Below are 17,781 nucleotides of genomic sequence, written 5' to 3' on the forward strand. Positions count from 1 at the left end.
CTCCTTGTCGGTTTTCGTTACGCCGCTTCGGAAAGCTCGACGGCGGCGAGGTGGTGCGCGGCGCGGCGGGCGGTGCCGATGACGGCGGTCCACAGCGTCGGTTGCTGACGTGGCGATGGCGCGAGCACCCACTGGTGTTCACTGGCGGGTAGCACCAGCTGCTCGCCGTGCGGGATCGCGTGGACCCGCAGCCTAGCCAGATCCTCCGGCACCGAATGGGTGACCACCGGCCTGGTCAGAAAGGTCCAGTTCGCGTCACCCGCGATGACCGGGCCGGCGAGCATCGCGATCCGCAGCCCCGCGAGCACCTGCTCGCCGAACTCCGGTGGCATGGTGATCGCGTCGAGCGCGTCACCCGTGGCGATCAGGAGCCGTCGCGTCCGCACTTCGATGGTGACCGGCGAGCCCAGCAGTTCCCAGTAATGCGTACGGACTGCGGCCAGTTCACGCAGCGAAGGCGTCGCGGTCATGATGGTCTCCTGATTTATAAAGGGGAGCCTCTCGGGTGAGGGGAGTGAGTGGGCATGATTGTGCCGTGGGGAAAGCATGACACTTGCGGAGCGAGGGTGTCAACAGTCTTCTTGAAGATTGTTTCCGGACATGCGAAAAAGGCATGAGGGTAGCCCTCATGCCTTTTTCGGGGAATGCGAAGAAAGATCTTCCGGCGCCGCGCGGAAGGCGGATCGGCCGGTGTTACTCGAGCTGTTCGGTCATCTTGTTCATGCTGCCCGTCCCGGTGTTCTCCACGTGACGCGCTTGGCGCGCTGGATCTTCCGGTTCAGCAGCATCCACTGGTCAGGTCGGACGACGTGCGGGCGGTGCTGTCTCGGAACATCCTCCGGCGCGGGCATTTCCGCCTCGTCCTGCCCGGCCGCGGGGCCCGCGGGGTCGGGGTGCACGACCGCGTGCGCGGCCCGCGAAAGGCCGGCCACCTGGCCCGCGAATTCGGCGGCCGCCGGGTGCCGGACGAGCCAGTCGAAATGAATGAGCAGGAAAGTGCTGAGCTGCCAGATCCCGCTCAGGTTCGGGCTGCGGACGCCTCGTTCTTCGACGATCATCTTCGCCCAGGAAGAAAGCGTCTCGACCATCTCGGTGCGCACTTCGCCGGATTTCTTCACGCTCCGGTCGAAAGTGAGCACGTCGACGCAGTCGTCGTACAGTTTCGGCAGTCCGAGGAGGTCGTTTTCGAGGCGGTCGCGGCAGACCAGGCAGATCCGCAGGCCGGGCAGCGCCTCGCGGGGCGTCTCGGCGTCGCCGTTGGATTCGCAGCCGGGGGTTTGGCAAACAGACATGGTCTTCTCCCTGTGGTTCATGATCCGGAAACCCGCATGCCGAGCCCGCGGTCCAGCGCGGCGCGGTGCAGTCTGGCGGTGAGGTGGGCGTCTGGCAGGTTCGTGCTGAGCAGTTCGACCAGCACGACGTCGTCCAGGCGTTGCCGCCCGGCGTGCGAACCGCTCAGCAGTGCGCCGAGGTCCGCTTCGATCAGGCGGCGGCGATGCCACCCCTTGAGCTTCCGTCCATTACGGTGGAGGCCGGAGTTCTGCGCGGCCCTGTGCATCGTCACAAAATAGCGGTGCGAGTTCTCGTCGAGAAGGCTCGCGTCGTCGACATAGACCTGATCCACGCCGTCGACGACGGCATCCGGGAGATCCACGCCCCCGGCGTTGATGACCACCGCTCCTTTCGCGAGCTGTCCGATTTCCAGCCGTCCGAGCCCGGCGTCCGTGGCGATCACCAGGTTCGCCCCCAGCACCGCCTCGTTCACCCCGCTCGTGACGGAAAGGCCGATGCCGGCCAGGTCCAGCTGGTCGAGCACCCTCGGCTCGACCGGTGACCAGCCGCCGTCGTTGCCCGCGCACACCGCGACGTGGCTGACGTCGGACACGTGCTTGGCGAGGACGGTGAGCTGCAACTGCGCCGCGAGCCCCGAGCCCAGCACGGCGGCGGTCACCACACCGGGAGCCAAGAGCTCACGGGCGGCGAGCGTCGCCAGCGCCGCGGCGCGGACCTGACGCAGACTCGAGACCGGGATCAGGCATTTCGCCCCGGTACACGACTCCTCGTACATGGCCAGCTCCGCGGACGGGATCGAGCCGACCTCGGGCCAGGGATGAAGCTGTCCTTCTGCCGTCCACCCCGCGCCGCCGATCAGCTGCTCGACGAGCACGTCGACCGGATTGATGTCATCGAGCGCGCTCCACAGTTCTTCGGTGCTGAGGTGAAGGATTGGGCTGGTCATCTCGACTGCCTCTCCTCGGGTGGGTGGTTGCGATGGAGATGACTCTCCTCAGCCGTCCTTTGGACCCGCTATCGATCCGCTATCGCCGTGCGAAAAGCGCACCAGAAGCCTATCGATGGCGCGCCCCTGTCAACTGGTTTCAGCCCGCCACCAGGGCAAACACCACCAGACAGGAGCACGAAGATGACCATCACCCGCAAGCTCGCCGCCACCGCTGCCGCCACCGCCATCGCCGGCCTCGCCTTCCTTTCGGCCTTCGCCCCCAGCGCCTCGGCCGACACCCACTGGAACACCGCAGGCGACCCGGTCTGCGCCGCCGACACCCACTGGAACGGCACCGAGTGCGTCGCCGACACCCACTGGGGCTCCGACGACACCCACTGGTGAACCCGCACCACCCTCCCGTCTTTCCCGGACCTCCGGCTCCGTGACCACGCCGTTCCGGCGGTCACGTCGAGCGATTAGAATTCCCCCGCAGATTTTCTAGGGGGATCCATGCTGCGCACACTCGCTCTTCTTTCTCTGGGGTTATTGGCAGGCTGCACCGCCGAACCGGCGCCTGCCCCTCCGCCACCTCCACCGTCGACCCTCAAAGTGGGCCCGCCGACCAGCAGCACACCCGCGGTCGATGTTCCCCAGGTTCCCAAGCCGCTCGAGACGGGCAGGTTCGACAAGGAGCCTTGCGCCGTCCTCACCGCCGCCCAGGCTCGTTCCGTGTATCTGCTCGTGAAGTCCGAGCTGGGCCAGGGAGCCACCTGCCAGTGGCGCGACGCGCACCTCAACGGCGTCCGAATCACGTTCACCAGCGGTGACGGCCTGCGCGGCACGTACACGAAGCGGGCTCCGGGCACCGGCTATTTCGAACCCACGACCATCTCCGGCTTCCCGGCCGTCTACGCGGGCCAAGCGGACCAGCGGAACATCGGCCGATGCTCGATGACCATCGGCCTCCGGAACGACGAGATCATGACCGTCGAGTCCGACCTCGGCAACGCCTCCCCCGTCGCGAGCGGGCCCTGCGACGTCGTGAAGAAGGCCGCGGAGGCCGCCATCACGACCATCAAGCGGGGATAACGCACCGTAGTGGGCAATTCACGGGAACCGCACCCGCGGTGATCGACGTCGTAGTACGGTGGAGGCGCTCTGAGAAGGGGAGGGGTATTCGGGAATGGCGGAGCCGGACAGATCGCAAACGCCTGACCAGGCAGCTTCCGGGCGAGCGGGTTACCTCTCACCGGAGGAGCAGGCCAAGCGCCAGCGCCAGGACGAGCAGGCCGACCGCGGCATGAACATGGGCACGGTCGCCATGTACAAACGCCGCGACGCCGAGGACGCGGCCGCGAACGCGGCGGCCTCGGGCGGCGGCTACAAGATGGACGTCGCCGCCATGCGCGCGCTCCTGCCCAAATGGGAGTCGATCGCCGACAAACTGGGCGCTTTGGTCAAGGACGCCGAGCAGTTCCTTCAGCTTCCGCAACCCGCCGAAGACGATGGCAGCAGTCTTCAGATGAAAGCCGCCAAGAAGCATGCCAGCGCGTACATGGCCAGCGTGCGTGAACAGCGGGACTACGCCGAAGGCTATGCCGCCGCTTTGGACAAGGCCATCAAGGCGACCGAACAGCAGAACCAGGCCGCGGCGCGCACCATCGCCAAGCACGGACGGGATCGTTGATGCGGTTTTTGACACCTGGGATCTTGCTGTTGGCCGCCGGGCTCGCCCTGACCGGTTGCTCGAAGACCACCCCGGGAAACGCCGCGACGGTATCGCCGTCCACCTCGGGCAGCCCCGCGTCCGATCCGGTGGTGCCGCAGGTGACCGATCCGCTCGACGTGAGCAAGTTCGAACAGGATCCTTGCAAGCTGCTCACGGCCGACCAAGCCAGAGAGCTGGCGAACTTGGTGACCACCACCGTCACCAGCGGCGCGGCGGGACCTATCTGCGGATGGCGGGACGGCGACCGCAATGAGATCGCCTTCGGCTTCGTCCACGCCAACGGTCTGGCGGATTCTTACCGGAACCACCAGCCGGATGATCCCGGCTACTTCGTTCCGGTCCCCAGCGTCGCCGGCTACCCGGGAGTCTTTGCCTCGATCTCGGACGGTCGCGCTGATGGTGTCTGCACGCTGGCCGTCGGAGTGCGCAACGACGCCGTGGTGACGGTGACGTCGCTGATGAACGCCTCGTCGCCCTATCGCAAGGATCCGTGTCCGCTGGTGCAGAAGGCCGCGGAGGCGGCTATCGCCACCATCAAGGGGGCCAAGTGACCGAGTACAACGCACCGCAGATCGTCGCGTTCGTCAAAGGCGGCAAAGGGCCGAGCGGGCTCTTCTCGGGTAGTGACCAGGCCGCCAGGATGTCCCAGCTGCATCAGGAGATCGGCCAGGAGATGCAGCAGCTCCAGGGTGCCATGGAGCAGCACTGGGAGGGTAACGCCGCAGGCAAGGCGTACTCCGGTGCCGGGCCGCTGGTGCAGGCCTCGCAGGTCAGCGGCGAGCATCTGACCAAGGCCCACAGCCTGTACACCGGCCAGGGCAATTCGTACCAGCCGTTGAAGAGCACCGTGGACTCCGTGGGTGACCTCGGTGACCGGCCCTCGGACGACTGGGTGAGCGGGACGCCGCTGTCGTTCCTGTCGAATCGGTCCGATGAGATCAAGGCGTGGGACGAGAAGGCCAAGCGGGTCGTCGACAGCTACAGCACTTACCACAACCAATCGACCGACAACTCGGGCCAGTGGCCGCAGCAGTACGGGGAACTCGGGTTGCCGCCGAGCGGGGCTGACATCCAGCCGAAGGTCGACGACGGACCCGGACCCGGGCCGGGGCCAGGACCTGGGCCGGGTCAGCCGGGACGGGGGCGCCGGGGGACCGACGACACCGGCGGTGAGACCGTTTCGCCGCCGGGAGGCGGCAGCCGGCACGATGTCGGCGGGCCGCAGGACACCGGTGGGCCGACCGGGAGCGAGAACAAGCCCGGTGAGCACAAGCCTGGTGAGCATTCCGGCACCGATGGGGAAGGTCAGACGCACACCCCTGGCGACACCAAGCCGTCGCAGAGCACGGTGACCACGCCGACGGGTTACCCGCCGGCGAACACTCCGGTCGGGATTCCGCCCAAGGATCCGACCTACACGCCGACCGGCTACGGGAACCCGAATGGGCCCAGCAATGGGCCGGGCGCGTTCCCGGTCGGTGGCGGTGTGCCGGGAGGAAACAGCGGGAGCGACTCGTCGCGTGGCGGTGCCGGTACCGGCAAGCCGGGTGCGGGTGGTCAGGGGAACCTCGGTGGCGGGAAGGGCTCCGGCGTGGGGACTTTCGGTCAGCAGGGGCCCGCGGCCGCGCGGCCGGGGGCGATCGCGGGGAAGCCGGGGGCGCCGGGGATGGGTGGCGCGCCGATGGGGCGTGGGCAGAAGGAAGAGGACGGCGAGCACGAGCGGCCCGCCTACCTGATCGAGGAAGACCCGGACGACGCGTTCGTCGGTGAGCTGCCCAAGACTTCGCCGCCGGTCATCGGTGCGTGATGCTGGTGCTCAGCAGGGAGGTCGTCCTCCCGGTCGATTGTCTCGTGCTGGGTGCGGCGATCGCGCGGGTGCCGTTGCCGGTGCTGATCGAGCCTGAGCCGGTGTGGCGCAGCCCGGACGCGGAGCGCGTTCAGCGGGATCGGGTGCTGGAAATCCTTGCGGCGGAAGGGTTTTGGGACGGAGAGCGGCTGAGTGAGGACTTCGAAGGGACACTCGTCGTGCTCGGGCGGGGTAACCGGGAGTTCTCCGCGGTGGTCGAATCGCCGGCCATCCGGTACCGGTTGCAGGTCGCCGCGATCGGCCGGGCCGCCGTTTTCGCCTGCTATGTGCCGGAAAGCGGCCAGGTGTTGCTGAGGCGGGCGAGGGCGGACGCGCTGGCCGAGGATCTGGTCTTGGAGCTGCCCGATGTGCCGGCCGGGACCGGCTGGGGGATTTCGGTTCCCGAGTCGGACCTGCGAGACGCCATCGACGGGGCGCCGCCGAGGCGGGATGTGCGGCAGGTGCTCGATCTCGTCGCGCTGCCGAGGACCGGGGGCGGCCAGATTTACGCCGGTTTCCGCGACGGGGTGCACGCGTATCGGCGGACCGGGGACAGCTGCTGCACCTTCTATGACACCGAGTACGGCCGCTATGTCTTCTCGTTTTCGGGTGAACCCGGGTATGAGCGGTACGTCAATGTCGCGCAGGGGCGCGCGGACACCTTGGTGGCCAAGGCTTACGAGATGCTCGATCAGCTGAGCTGAAAACCCCGGTGATCAGGCGTCGACGGCTCCGTTCGTGAGCAGGGCGCGGCGGGCGGTTTCGAGCTGGGTGCGCCAGCGGGCGGACTCCGCCGATTCGACCGTGCGCAGCAGCTCGGTGGCTTCGTCGATCTCGCCGCTGGCCGAAATGACGTCTCCCTCGGCCGCGTGGGCTTCCGAAAGAAGAACCAGCGTCTTGGCGTGCCAGAGCGAGGAGCCGAGCTCGTCGAAGAGGCGGCGTGCCTCCGCGAGGTGCTCGGCGCCTGCCGCGGTGTTGCCCCTGGCCAGCGAGATCTCGCCGAGCGCGTACTCGGACTGGGCTTCGATGAGGCGCTCGCCGACGCGCTTCGCCAAGGACAGGGCGTGGACGAGGGTGGTCTCCGCGTTGTCGAGCCTGCCTTCGCGGTGGCGGACCCGGCCGAGGCCGTACAACGCGTAGGCCTCGCCGATGCGGTCGCCGATGTCGCGGACGATGCGCAGTGCCCGGTGGAGTGCCTGGCGGGCGAGTTCGATCTTGTCGCCTGCCACGTACAGATCGGCGAACCGATAGAGGACCTGGGCTTCGACGCGGAGGCAGTGCACCTCCTGGCAGATGGTGAGCGCGTCGTCGAGCATCTCCTGGGCGCTGTCGGCGTCCCCCTCGTCGATGCGGAACTTCGCGAGGCTGCACAGCACGTGCGCGACGCCGATGCGGTCGTCGACCGACCGCATGATGTCGAGTGCCTTGGCGTACTTGTCGAGCATCGCCTCCGGCTGCTCGTGCACGCGGTCGACGTACGCGGCGTTGCGGAGCACCAACGCGACGCCGTGCCGGTCGCCTTCGGACTCGAAGATCGCGAGTGCGTCCCGGAAGCACCTTTCGGCCTCGTCGAGGCGCTTTTGGAACATGTGCAGCGTGCCCTGCGAGTAGAGCATCGCGGCGTGACCCCGGCGGTTGCCGGTGCGCTCGGTCAGGTCCAGTGCGAGCTGGGTCGTTTCGCGCCAGTCGTCGAAATAACCTTTGGACTCGAACAGGGTCACGGCCGTGAGCGCGAGATCCCAGCACAGCTCGTCGAGGCCCGCAGCCGCCGCTTGGCGGATCGCGGCGACGAGCGCGCGGCGTTCGGTTTCCCACCAGGTCGTGGGGTTGCCGACGGTGTCGGTGTCGGCTGGCTCGGGCGGCTCCCAGCGCGGGGCGTCGCCGTGCAGGATGGTGAAGTCGCCGCCGTACTCCTTGCGGTGCGCGGTTTCCGCGAGCGAGAGCCAGGCGCCGCTGACCCTGGTGAGTGCCGCGTCGCGCTCGGCGGCGGTCTCTTCTTCGACCAGCCGCTCCCAGGCGTAGACGCGGATGAGGTTGTGGAAGCGGTACCGCAGCACGCGCTCGGCCGGGTATTCGACAGTGTCGAGGACTTGGGCGTCGACGAGGGTTTCGAGGATGTCTTCGGCGTCGTCGAGGTCGGTGTCGAGCAGCGCCGCCGCGGTCCATGCCGGGAAGTCCGAGGCCCGCATCAGCGCGAACAAGCGGAAAAGGCGCTGCGCCTGGCTGCTCAGGCTGCGGTAGGTCAGGCCGATGTTCGACCTGAGTTCGAGGCCGCGGTGGGCGAGTTCGTCGAGCCGTTTCGCCTCGTCGCCGAGCCGGCGGACGAGGCCGCTGATCCGCCAGTGCCGTTTGGACGCCAGCCGCGCGCCCGCGATGCGGAGCGCGAGCGGGAGCCCGTCGCAGAAATTGACCAGCTCGAGCGACGACTCAGGCTCGGCCTCGACGCGCTCGGGGCCGACGATGTTGCCCAGCAGCTCGAGTGACTGCTCGGCGTCGAACACGTCGACGTCCACCCAGTGCGCTCCGGACAGACCGGACAACCGGGCACGGCTGGTCGTGATGACCGCGCAACTGGGACTGCCCGGCAGCAACGGGACGACCTGCTCCTCGCTCGTGACGTCGTCGAGCACCACCAGCAAACGTTTGCTGGCCAGGCGGCTCCGGTACAGCTCGGCGCGTTCCTGCAGGTCTTCCGGCACGGCCGTGCCCGCGACGCCGAGCGCGCGTAGGAAACGGGCGAGCAGTTTCGCTGTGCGGTCGTCGTCGTTGGGGGACTGCAGATCGGCGTAGAGGTGACCGTCCGGGAAGGTCTCGGCGAGCTCGTGTGCCGCTCGGATGGCCAAACTGGACTTGCCGACGCCGCCTTTGCCCGAAATGGACACGATCCGGACCGCGTAGGACGCCATCGACGGGTCGGGGTCGTCGGCGAGGATCTGCTTGATCTCGGACAAATGCCGCTCGCGGCCGGTGAAGTCGGCGATGCTGGCGGGAAGCTGGCGTGGCGCCACGAGCTGCTCGGCGGGCGCCGCGGGGCGGTGTTCTTCGGCGGGAGAAGAGGGAAGCGCGGCGAGTGCGGGCTCGGGTGCCGGCGCCTCGCGGAGGTTGAGGCCGGGGTCGCGGTTGAGTATGGCGCGTTCGAGCTTCTGCAGCTCCTGGCCGGGCTCGATGCCGACCTCGTCGATCAGGGTCGCCCGTGCGCGGCGGCAGACTTCGAGCGCCTCGGCCTGCCTGCCCGCGCGGTAGAGGGCCAGCATGAGGAAGCCGTACAGGCGCTCACGCAGCGGGTTCTCGTCGATGAGCGCCTGGATCTCGCCGCTGAGCCGCTCGTGCCTGCCGAGCGCGAGGTCGAGCCGGACGCGTTCCTCGACGGCCGCGAATCTTCGGTCCTCCAACAGAGCGGCCCCGCGCTGCACGAGATCGCTGGGGATCCCGGCGAGGGCGGGGCCGCGCCACAGCGCGAGCGCTCTGCGTAGGGTTTCCGCGGCTTCGCTGGTGTTGCCCGCTTCGGAGTGTTCGCGCGCGGAGAGCACCTGCGCCGCGAATTCCTCACTGTCCAGGTCGGACGAAGCGATTTCCAGCAGGTAACCGGGTGGCCGGGTGCGGATCGCGCCCGGCTGCCCGTTGTCACCGAAAAGCTTGCGCAGCGCGGAGATGCAGATCTGGATCTGCCCGCGCGCCGTCGACGGCGGCGAGGTGTCCCATACCGCGTCGATCAGCTGCTCGACCGGGGTGACCCGGTTCGCGTTCAAGGCCAGCATGGACAAAACCACGCGCTGCCTTGGTCCCCCCAGGTCCAGAGACCGGTCTCCCACGACCAGTTCTGGTGGACCAAGCAGTCTGAGTCCCATGTGCCCCTCGCTCCATGAATGCTTGGCGCGATGCCGTGGGCCATGGTAATTCGCGAGAGCGCCTCAGGAGTAGCAAAGGCCTCCTCTATCCCAAAATACGTGCAGAACTTCTAAGGCTCGTTCGACCATTCGGCGGTAGGTATTGACGTATGGCCAGCAGCCGGTAATCATCCGCGTTCGGAGTGTGCCCGAAGCCCGGTCCGTGAATTACCGCCGGAAATTCCGTTTGACACCAACGCCCGTTTCCGCTCTCGGCCTGCGGATGTCCTGTGCTACACCGGCTTGCCGTTCACCTTGACGTTGGTGAACACGACGTCCTTCGCGTTGCTGATTGACGGTTTCGCCGTGTCGATCTTGGTGAACACGCAGTCGGTGGCGTGGAACGTCTCGAGCGGGCTGTCGGCCGAACCGTTGATCTTCACCGCGAACGGCGAGTCGTCGAGCTTGATGTCGGAGAGGAAGATGTTGCGCACCTTCGGGTGCACGATGGCGCCGAAGCCGGGCCCGGTCAGGCTGTAGTTCATGTCGACATAAACACCGCCGCGATCGCATGGGCCGCCGGAGAGCCTGCGCACGTAGATGCCGTCAATTATGCCGCCGCGGCGCTTGTTGGTCTTGATGTACACGCCATAGAAGGACTTGTAGGACGAACCGATATGAATCCGGTTGTCCTGCGCGAATACGTTGCGCACCCCGCCGGACATCTCGCTGCCGATGGTGATGGCGCCCCAGCGGCCGTAGTAGTCGTTGTTCTCGATGACGATGTTCTCGCTGGGCACGCCGACCCGGCGGCCGTCGGTGTCACGGCCGGACTTGATCACCGTGCCGTCGTCGCCGGTGTCGAAATCGCAGCCGGTGATGTGGACGTCCGAGCAGCTCTCCGGGTCGCAGCCGTCGACCATCGCGCCGCGGCTGTACACCTTGACGTTCTTCACGGTCACGTTCTGCGAAAGCACGGGGTGAATGGTCCACATCGCCGGGTTCTTGATCGAAACATCCGATATCAGGATGTTCTTGCATTTGTAGAACTGGATCATGTTCGGCTTGAGGTAGTGCCCGTTGCCGTATTTGCGCTCGGCGACCGGCACCCCGTCGACGGCCTGCTGCTGCAGCTTGTCCCAGTCGGGCCCGCGCTTGTCGTCGTAGCCGAACCACGGGCCGTTCTTCGCGTCGCCGTCGAGCGTGCCGCCGCCGGTGATCGCCACGTTCGTCTGGCCGTACGCGTAGATGAACGGCGAGAAGTTCATGCACTCGATGCCCTGCCAGCGCGTCGACACCAGCGGATACGAGGCGGCGTCGGTCTTGAACTTGACCGTCGCGCCCGCCGCGACGTTGAGCTCCACATTGGACAGGAAGTGGATCGCGCCGGTCTTGTACGTGCCGGAGGCCGGCACGAGCACCCGGCCGCCACCTGCGGCGTTGCAGGCCGCGATGGCGTCTTTGAACGCCTTCGTGCAGTCGGCCTTGCCGTCGCCCTTGGCGCCGTAGTCGAGGATGTTGAAGGTCTTGTTAGGGAAGGTCGGCGGCACGATCCTGGCCAGGATGACCGGCACCTGATCCCACGGGTCGGCGGGCGCGGCGGGCCCGCCGAGTGCTCGTCCGGCGGCCTGCGCGCCCGGCGTGCCGAACAGCGCGCCCGTGACGAGGAGGCCACCGGCCACCCCCGCTGTCTTCAGGAAATCGCGGCGAGAGCTGCCACTGGTCATGCGAACGCCTCCGTTGGCTTTCGAGCACGCTGATATATGATGTATAGAATGCGATAGCGAACGGACCTGGTCAACAAGCCGATGGTCGGGTTTCGCACGGCGTGAGAAGCGGCGGCCGTAGGGCGGTCCCCACCTCAGGCTCTCCGGTTCACCGGCTGTGGCCGGACGGGCGGGCGCACCAGGCTTGGGCGCATGAAAACACTCCGCACCAAGGTGGTCGCGACCGTGCTCGCGGCCGGATTGCTGCTGACGACACCCGCGATGGCCGTCGCCGGTCGTCCGGCACGGGGCGCGCTGGTCAGCCACGAACTGGTCCAAACGCTCGGGCAGGATGAGCTGAAGGGCGCGTTCGGCCCGTTCTCCGACAGCCTGGCCGAATACGGTGTCGACGCCTACCGCGTCGTCTACCGCACGATCGACGCGCACGGCCGCCCGACGACCGCGAGCGGTCTGGTGGCGTTCCCGCGCCGGTCAGGGGCGCTACGGGTGGTCTCGTACACCCATGGCACCAGGACCGGGCGCGACGACGTGGCGTCGATGACGCCGGAGACCATGGACCGGCCCGCCGTACTGCTGATCGCGTCGGCCGGGTATGCCGCGGTCGCGCCCGACTACCTCGGCCTCGGCGTCGGACCCGGGTTCCATCCGTACGGTGACAAGGCTTCCGAAGCGACAGCGGCGGCGGACATGCTCAAGGCGGCGCGCGCGTTCGCCGCGCGGCAGTACCACAGGCTCGACCGCGACGTCTATCTCACCGGGTTCTCCCAGGGCGGCCAGGCGGCGATGGAGCTCGGAAAGGCGCTGCGTGACGGCGCCGATCCCGGCTCGCGGGTGCGCGGGCTCGCCCCGATCAACGGGCCGTACGACGTCCAGCACGCGGAGCTGCCGGGTGTGCTGGACAACGGCGAGGTCACGCCGGACATCGGCACCTTCTACCTGGCGTACTGGACGGTTTCGATGAACCGCCTGCACCGGATCTACGACCGCCCCGAAGAGGTCTTCAACCCGGGCTACCTGGGCACGCCGTCGCTGTTCGACGGCAGCCTCGGCGAGGACAGGATCTTCCCGAAGCTGCCGTCGCGCCCGGAGCTGCTGTTCACGCCCGCGTACATCGAGCGGATGCGACATCCGTCGGGTGGACTTTCGGACGCCCTCAGTGCGACCGACGGGACCTGCTCGTGGCGGGTGAACGTGCCGATCCGGCTCTTCGCGGCGCGCGGCGACACCGACGTTCCCATCGCCAACGCGAAGCACTGCCAGGCCGACCTGGCCCGACGAGGTGTCGAAGCGCCGATCACCGATTTCGGCGCCGTCGACCACTACGCCTCGTTCTTCCGTGCGCTGCCGGAAGTGCTCGGCTGGTTCAAAACCCTCAAATAGGTCGTGAGTGGTATGGCCGGTTAGAACCGGCCATACCACTCACGACTCTATGAAATCAGTTGGGCGGATTCGGCCTGGTAGTTGTTCGCGCCGGAGTCCCACTGCTCGGTCGGGAGGTTGACACCGGTCGGGGTCGCGTAGGAGACGAAAATGCGGACCCAGCCGTTGCCGTAGTTGTAGAACGCGGCGAGGTCGGTGCGCCCGTCGCCGTTGTAGTCACCGGAAAGCCAGCGCGAACGGCCGAGTTCCCAGTTGCCGTTCCCGGTCTCCCAGGTCGCCGCCGGGTCGAGGAACCCGGTCGGCGTGCCGTACCAGGTGTACATCTTGGTGTTGGCGTTGCCGAGGTCGTACAGGCCCGCGATGTCGGCGCGGCCGTCACCGTTGTAGTCGCCCGCGACCCAGCGCGCGTTCTCCGCGGCGTAGTTGTTCGGGCCGCTGAACCACTTTTCGACCGGGTTGACGTTGCCGCTTTCGGTCGAGTAGGCCACGAACAGCCGGACGACGCCGCCACCGTAGTTGTAGTTGGCCGCGAGGTCCGTGCGGCCGTCGCCGTTGAAGTCACCGCTGATCCAGTTGGCGCGGTAGGACTCCCAGTTGCCCGGCTTGCTGTCGAAGCGCTCGACCGGGTCCGTGAAACCGTCGGCCTTGCCGGACCAGACGTAGAGCTTGGTCTGGCCGCCGCCGAGGTCGTAGAAGCCGCCGATGTCGGTCTTGCCGTCGCCGTTGAAGTCACCGGTGACCCACTTGGCGTTCTGCGCGGCCGTGTTGCCGAACCCGCTGTCCCACTTGACGACCGGGTTTTCGAAGCCGGTCGCGTTCGCGTAGAACACCCACAGCCTGGTCAGGCCGTCGTTGTAGTTGTAGAACGCCGCCGCGTCGGTGCGGCCGTCACCGTTGAAGTCACCGCTGACCCAGCGGGCGCGGTAGGCCTCCCAGTTGCCCGGCGCGGTTTCCCAGCGCTGGGTCGGGACGCCGAGCGCGGGCGAGCCGCCGTTCCAGCCGAAGATCTTGTTCGACGCGCCGCCGGTGTCGTAGGAGGCGGCGATGTCGTCACGGCCGTCGCCGGTGAAGTCCGGGCGGCCCGTCTGGCCCTTCACCGTCGCCGAAACCGGCTCGGACGCGGGGCTCGTGCCCGGCACCACGCGGTAGTACCAGGTCTGCTTCGCGGGCAGCGCCGCGTGCGTGAACGACGGCGAGCTGACCGTGCCCAGCAGGGTGGACGGTCCGATCGGGACCTCGGGCGAGGTCGAGCCGTACACCTTGAACGAGGAGTACCACAGTGGACGCCAGCTCAGGGTGATCGCGTGCTGCGTCGCGGGAGTCGCGGTCAGCGCGGTGACCTGGCGCTCCAGCCAGCCCGCCAGATTGTCCACACGGGACTCGACGGCGCCGTCGCGTGTCTCCGTCTCGCCTGCGCAGCCGTGCTGCAGCGAAGTGCTGTGCAGCGCGACGACCTCGACGCCGGTGTCGGTGTCCCGGAACGCGGGACCGCCCCAATCGCCCTTGCAGATGGCGGCGTCGCCCGCGACGTCAATGGTCGTCGCGGCCACCGAGGTCACCGAAAGCACTCCGCTGTAAGGCTTTTCGGGCGCGTTTTCGGTGTCGGTGCGGCCGTGACCGGCCACTCGCAGCTGCTCGCCCTGCGTGGGCGCGGTGGTGCCGACCCGGACCGGGTCGATGCCGGTGACCGGGCTCGCCAGCTTGGCGAGCACCACGTCGCGGTCCGGCCGGGTGACCAGGTCGACGACCGCGCGGGACTGCCCGCCGAGCGTCGCCTGGGTGGCGACCTTCGGCGCGCCGCCCTGACCGGCGTTCTCGATGAAGCAGTTGTTCGCCGAGAGCACCCACTGTGTGTCGATCAGCACACCGGAGCACGTCCGGGTGCCCACGGTGAGTTTCGCGACGAACGCGTAGGAGTTCCCGAGCGAGGGCCCGCCGCCCGCGATGGCGCCCGCCGGAGCCGCTGCGAGTGCCGCTCCCGCGGCGAAAACGGCCAAAGTGGCTAGAAAACGGCCAGTACGTGTCTGTCTCATCAAGTCCCCAGATTTTCCTCGCGCACCAGAAAATCGGCGACCTTTTTCGATGCTGAAAAAGATGCCGATTCCCGGTAAAGCGCGACTACCCCAGTAGTGACACCCGAGGCTAGCAGGGCGCGACGACCGTGGCCAAGAACGCCTGGAAGGCGCTCACGAGTTCGAGCGGCGCCTCCTCCGGCACGTAGTGGTCCGACGGCAAGGCGTAGCCCTGCACGTCGACGGCGTAGTCGCGCCAGACGTCGACCACGTCGTAGGTGCGGCCGACGAAGCTGTGCCTGCCCCACAGCGCCAGCATCGGGCAGGTGACCAGCTGACCCTGCGCGGCGTCCGCGTCGTCGTGCTCCAGGTCGATCGAGGCGGCCGCGCGGTAGTCCTCGCAGGACGCGTGGACGGCGGCCGGGTCGGAGAAGCAGCGCACGTACTCGCGCATCGCGGCCGGGTCGAACGGCACGCCACCGTGATGGCGTGCCTCCATTCTGGACCGCACCCAGAACTCCGGGTCGTTGCCGATCAGCCGCTCGGGGATCCCGTCGCCGGCCGCGAGGAAGAACCAGTGGTAGTAGCCGAGCCCGAAATGGGTGTCGGCCTGCTGGAACGCGTGCAACGTCGGCACCACGTCGAGCACCGCCAGCGCGGTGACCGCGCCGGGGTGGTCGAGCGCGAGCCGGTGCCCGACGCGGGCGCCGCGATCGTGGCCGAGCACGGCGAACCGGTCGAAGCCGAGCGCCCGCATCACCCGCACCATGTCCAGCGCCATCACGCGTTTGGAGTAGCCGGCGTGCCCGGGGCCGGCCGGTGGCTTGTCGCTGTCGCCGTAGCCGCGCAGGTCCGCCAGCACCACGGTGTGCTCGGCGGCCAGCAGCGGCGCGACGTGATGCCAGATCAGATGGGTCTGCGGGTAGCCGTGCAGCAGCAGGACCGGGGGACCATCGCCGCCGACGACCGTGGTGATCCGCACGCCGTCGGCGTCCACCGACCGCCGCGTGAACGAGGCGGGCAGTGGCACGCTCATCGCAGGTACTCCACGAGTTTCGCGGTGAACTCGGCGGTCGTCGCGGTGCCACCGAGGTCGGGGGTGCGCAGGTCGGTCTTGGCCAGCACGGCCGCCATCGCGTCGGTGATGTCGGCGGCCGCGGCGGGCAGCCCGAGGTGCTCGAGCATCATCGCGGCCGCCCAGATCGCGCCGAGCGGGTTGGCGATGCCCTGACCCGCGATGTCCGGCGCCGAGCCGTGCACCGGCTCGAACATGGACGGGAATTCGCGGCTGGGGTTGATGTTCCCGGCGGGCGCGATGCCGATGCTGCCCGCGACGGCGGCGGCGAGGTCGGACAGGATGTCGCCGAAGAGGTTGGACCCGACGATCACGTCGAATCGGCCGGGATGCAGCACGATCTTGGCGCACAGCGCGTCGATGTGCTCCTGGTTCCACCGCACCCCGGGGAACTCGACGGCCCGTTCGCGCACGATCTCGTCCCAGAACGGCATGGTGTGCACGATCCCGTTGGACTTTGTCGCCGAGATCAGCCTGCCTTTGCGCCGCGCCGCCAGCTCGAACGCGTAGTCGACGATCCGGGTGATGCCGCCGCGGGTGAACACGGCCTCCTGCACGGCCATCTCCTCGGGCAGGCCCAGATTGTGCCGCCCGCCGATCTCGCTGTACTCGCCCTCGACGTTCTCCCTGACCACGATGAAGTCGACCTCGCCGGGCACCGCGGCGCGCAGCGGGCTCTCCACGCCGTCGAACACCTTGATCGGGCGCAGGTTCACGTACTGGCGGAACCGGCGGCGGATCGGGATCAGCAGTCCCCAGAGCGAGAGGTGGTCGGGCACCTCCGGCCTGCCGACGGCGCCGAGGAAGATCGCGTCGTGGTCGCGGAGCCGGTCGATGCCGTCGGCGGGCATCATCGAGCCTTCACGCAGGTAGCGCTCGCACGACCAGTCGAACTCGTCGTAGGTGAAGTTCAGGTCGTGCTTCTTGCAGACCACGTCGAGCACATCGAGCGCGGCGGGAGTGACCTCCTGGCCGATTCCGTCACCGGGGATGAGGGCGATGTGGAAGTTCTGGGTCATGAAGAGAGTTTGAACAGCGCGTTACCGGTCCGTCTAAGACGAGTAGTCGACAACCCTTATAGCTTTGGCCTATCAACCGCTGCTGACAGGAATTCACGGGCCGCCGGTGTGATCGGGCCGATCCGCCGCGCGAGGGCGATGTGCAGGTACGCGGGCGGGTCCAGCTGCAGAACCTTGGCTCCGGCCGACTCCGCGAGCGTGGTCCAGGCGTCGGTCAAGATGGCCATACCGGCCCCCTTGAGGACTAGGGGGAGGATGGCTTCGCGGTACTCGGTTTCGATCGCGATTGTCAGGTCGACGCCCGCCGCGCGGATCTCGTCGACCAGCCTGCGCATGCCGGTGCCCTCCTGGCCGACGATCACCCGCTGGCCGGAAAGTTGTTCGTGACCGACGGCGGCGCCTGCCGGGAACGGGTTGTCCGGCGGCACCACGAGCACGAACCGCTGCTTGCTCACCGGGGTCATCAGGATGCCGGACGCGGTCGTCGGCTCGCTGCTGCCGAGCATGCCGATCTCGGCGATCCCGGTGCGGACCATGTCGATCACGTGCTTGGCGGTGAACGCGGCACGCACCACCACCGAGACGCCGGGCCGCCGCGCGGTGAACCGGCTGATCATGCTGCTCAGCGGTTCGACCGACTGCGACGGCATGGTCGCGATCTCGACCCGCCCGGTGGTCAGTCCCGCGACGGACTCGACGCTGGCGCGTGCGAAGTCCATCCCGTGCACCACCTGCCTGGCCGGTTCGATGAGCGCGTGGCCCGCTTCGGTGAGCATCACCTTGCGGCCGACGCGGTGGAAGAGGTTGCTGCCGAGGTCGCGTTCCAGCGCGCGAATGGCCTGTGACAACGACGGTTGCGCCAAGTGCAGCGCGCGGGCGGCGGCGTTGATCCCGCCCTGGTCGACCACGGCCAGGAAGTACTCGAGCTGGCGGGCTTCCACG

At 68.0% G+C, this 17,781-nt stretch carries 16 protein-coding genes; 7 read left to right on the plus strand and 9 right to left on the minus strand.

The window, feature by feature from the left end; genetic code table 11:
• Nucleotides 1–17: 17 nt before the first annotated feature.
• From AB5J62_RS07410 to AB5J62_RS07420, 3 genes are all read right to left on the minus strand, one after another.
• The gene (locus AB5J62_RS07410; protein WP_370947375.1) at nucleotides 18–470 is read right to left on the minus strand and encodes a hypothetical protein; all 453 of its coding nucleotides are present in this window, start codon (nucleotides 468–470) and stop codon (nucleotides 18–20) included.
• 249 nt (nucleotides 471–719) lie between these two features.
• Nucleotides 720–1,292 carry a hypothetical protein gene (locus tag AB5J62_RS07415; RefSeq protein WP_370947376.1) on the minus strand — a complete coding sequence of 191 codons (573 nt, stop codon included), beginning with the start codon at nucleotides 1,290–1,292 and terminating at the stop codon, nucleotides 720–722.
• A 17-nt stretch (nucleotides 1,293–1,309) separates the two neighbouring features.
• Nucleotides 1,310–2,239, minus strand: a complete 930-nt coding sequence (locus AB5J62_RS07420) for a hypothetical protein (protein WP_370947377.1) — start codon at nucleotides 2,237–2,239, stop codon at nucleotides 1,310–1,312.
• A gap of 183 nt (nucleotides 2,240–2,422) precedes the next feature.
• Between AB5J62_RS07420 and AB5J62_RS07425 the strand changes: the two genes are divergently transcribed.
• The 6 genes from AB5J62_RS07425 to AB5J62_RS07450 all read left to right on the plus strand — a co-directional run bounded on the left by AB5J62_RS07425 (nucleotide 2,423) and on the right by AB5J62_RS07450 (nucleotide 6,503).
• On the plus strand, nucleotides 2,423–2,626 hold the full coding sequence (locus tag AB5J62_RS07425; protein WP_091294821.1) for a hypothetical protein: 204 nt from the start codon (nucleotides 2,423–2,425) through the stop codon (nucleotides 2,624–2,626).
• A 108-nt stretch (nucleotides 2,627–2,734) separates the two neighbouring features.
• Complete coding sequence (locus AB5J62_RS07430) at nucleotides 2,735–3,313, plus strand: DUF3558 domain-containing protein (RefSeq protein ID WP_370947378.1); 579 nt, start codon at nucleotides 2,735–2,737, stop codon at nucleotides 3,311–3,313.
• A gap of 94 nt (nucleotides 3,314–3,407) precedes the next feature.
• Nucleotides 3,408–3,911 carry a hypothetical protein gene (locus AB5J62_RS07435; protein ID WP_370947379.1) on the plus strand — a complete coding sequence of 168 codons (504 nt, stop codon included), beginning with the start codon at nucleotides 3,408–3,410 and terminating at the stop codon, nucleotides 3,909–3,911.
• 23 nt (nucleotides 3,912–3,934) lie between these two features.
• Nucleotides 3,935–4,504: a DUF3558 domain-containing protein gene (locus tag AB5J62_RS07440; protein WP_370947380.1), complete on the plus strand. Its 570-nt coding sequence runs from the start codon at nucleotides 3,935–3,937 to the stop codon at nucleotides 4,502–4,504.
• The gene (locus AB5J62_RS07445; RefSeq protein ID WP_370947381.1) at nucleotides 4,501–5,760 is read left to right on the plus strand and encodes a hypothetical protein; all 1,260 of its coding nucleotides are present in this window, start codon (nucleotides 4,501–4,503) and stop codon (nucleotides 5,758–5,760) included. Before AB5J62_RS07440 ends, AB5J62_RS07445 begins: the two co-directional genes overlap by 4 nt.
• A complete protein-coding gene (locus AB5J62_RS07450) occupies nucleotides 5,760–6,503 on the plus strand; it encodes an ESX secretion-associated protein EspG (RefSeq protein ID WP_370950202.1) in 744 nt (247 codons plus the stop codon). The genes AB5J62_RS07445 and AB5J62_RS07450 overlap by 1 nt, the downstream gene beginning before the upstream one ends.
• Nucleotides 6,504–6,515: 12 nt before the next feature.
• Here AB5J62_RS07450 and AB5J62_RS07455 read toward each other — a convergent pair whose 3' ends face one another.
• Both AB5J62_RS07455 and AB5J62_RS07460 read right to left on the minus strand, forming a co-directional pair.
• Nucleotides 6,516–9,647: a BTAD domain-containing putative transcriptional regulator gene (locus AB5J62_RS07455; protein WP_370947382.1), complete on the minus strand. Its 3,132-nt coding sequence runs from the start codon at nucleotides 9,645–9,647 to the stop codon at nucleotides 6,516–6,518.
• Nucleotides 9,648–9,919: 272 nt separating this feature from the next.
• Nucleotides 9,920–11,353: a glycosyl hydrolase family 28 protein gene (locus AB5J62_RS07460; RefSeq protein ID WP_370947383.1), complete on the minus strand. Its 1,434-nt coding sequence runs from the start codon at nucleotides 11,351–11,353 to the stop codon at nucleotides 9,920–9,922.
• Nucleotides 11,354–11,545: 192 nt separating this feature from the next.
• Here AB5J62_RS07460 and AB5J62_RS07465 point away from each other — a divergent pair, with 192 nt between their 5' ends.
• Nucleotides 11,546–12,733, plus strand: a complete 1,188-nt coding sequence (locus AB5J62_RS07465) for an alpha/beta hydrolase family protein (protein WP_370947384.1) — start codon at nucleotides 11,546–11,548, stop codon at nucleotides 12,731–12,733.
• A 47-nt stretch (nucleotides 12,734–12,780) separates the two neighbouring features.
• Here AB5J62_RS07465 and AB5J62_RS07470 read toward each other — a convergent pair whose 3' ends face one another.
• The 4 genes from AB5J62_RS07470 to AB5J62_RS07485 form a co-directional block, all read right to left on the minus strand.
• Nucleotides 12,781–14,730 (minus strand): FG-GAP-like repeat-containing protein, encoded by a 1,950-nt coding sequence (locus AB5J62_RS07470; protein WP_370947385.1) that lies wholly within the window; start codon nucleotides 14,728–14,730, stop codon nucleotides 12,781–12,783.
• Nucleotides 14,731–14,875: 145 nt separating this feature from the next.
• Nucleotides 14,876–15,781 carry an alpha/beta fold hydrolase gene (locus AB5J62_RS07475; RefSeq protein WP_370947387.1) on the minus strand — a complete coding sequence of 302 codons (906 nt, stop codon included), beginning with the start codon at nucleotides 15,779–15,781 and terminating at the stop codon, nucleotides 14,876–14,878.
• Nucleotides 15,778–16,839: a tartrate dehydrogenase gene (locus AB5J62_RS07480; RefSeq protein WP_370947388.1), complete on the minus strand. Its 1,062-nt coding sequence runs from the start codon at nucleotides 16,837–16,839 to the stop codon at nucleotides 15,778–15,780. The genes AB5J62_RS07475 and AB5J62_RS07480 overlap by 4 nt, the downstream gene beginning before the upstream one ends.
• Nucleotides 16,840–16,895: 56 nt before the next feature.
• The gene (locus tag AB5J62_RS07485) at nucleotides 16,896–17,780 is read right to left on the minus strand and encodes a LysR family transcriptional regulator (protein WP_370947389.1); all 885 of its coding nucleotides are present in this window, start codon (nucleotides 17,778–17,780) and stop codon (nucleotides 16,896–16,898) included.
• Nucleotide 17,781: the final 1 nt, after the last annotated feature.

Source organism: Amycolatopsis sp. cg5 (assembly GCF_041346955.1).
Taxonomy (GTDB): Bacteria; Actinomycetota; Actinomycetes; order Mycobacteriales; family Pseudonocardiaceae; genus Amycolatopsis.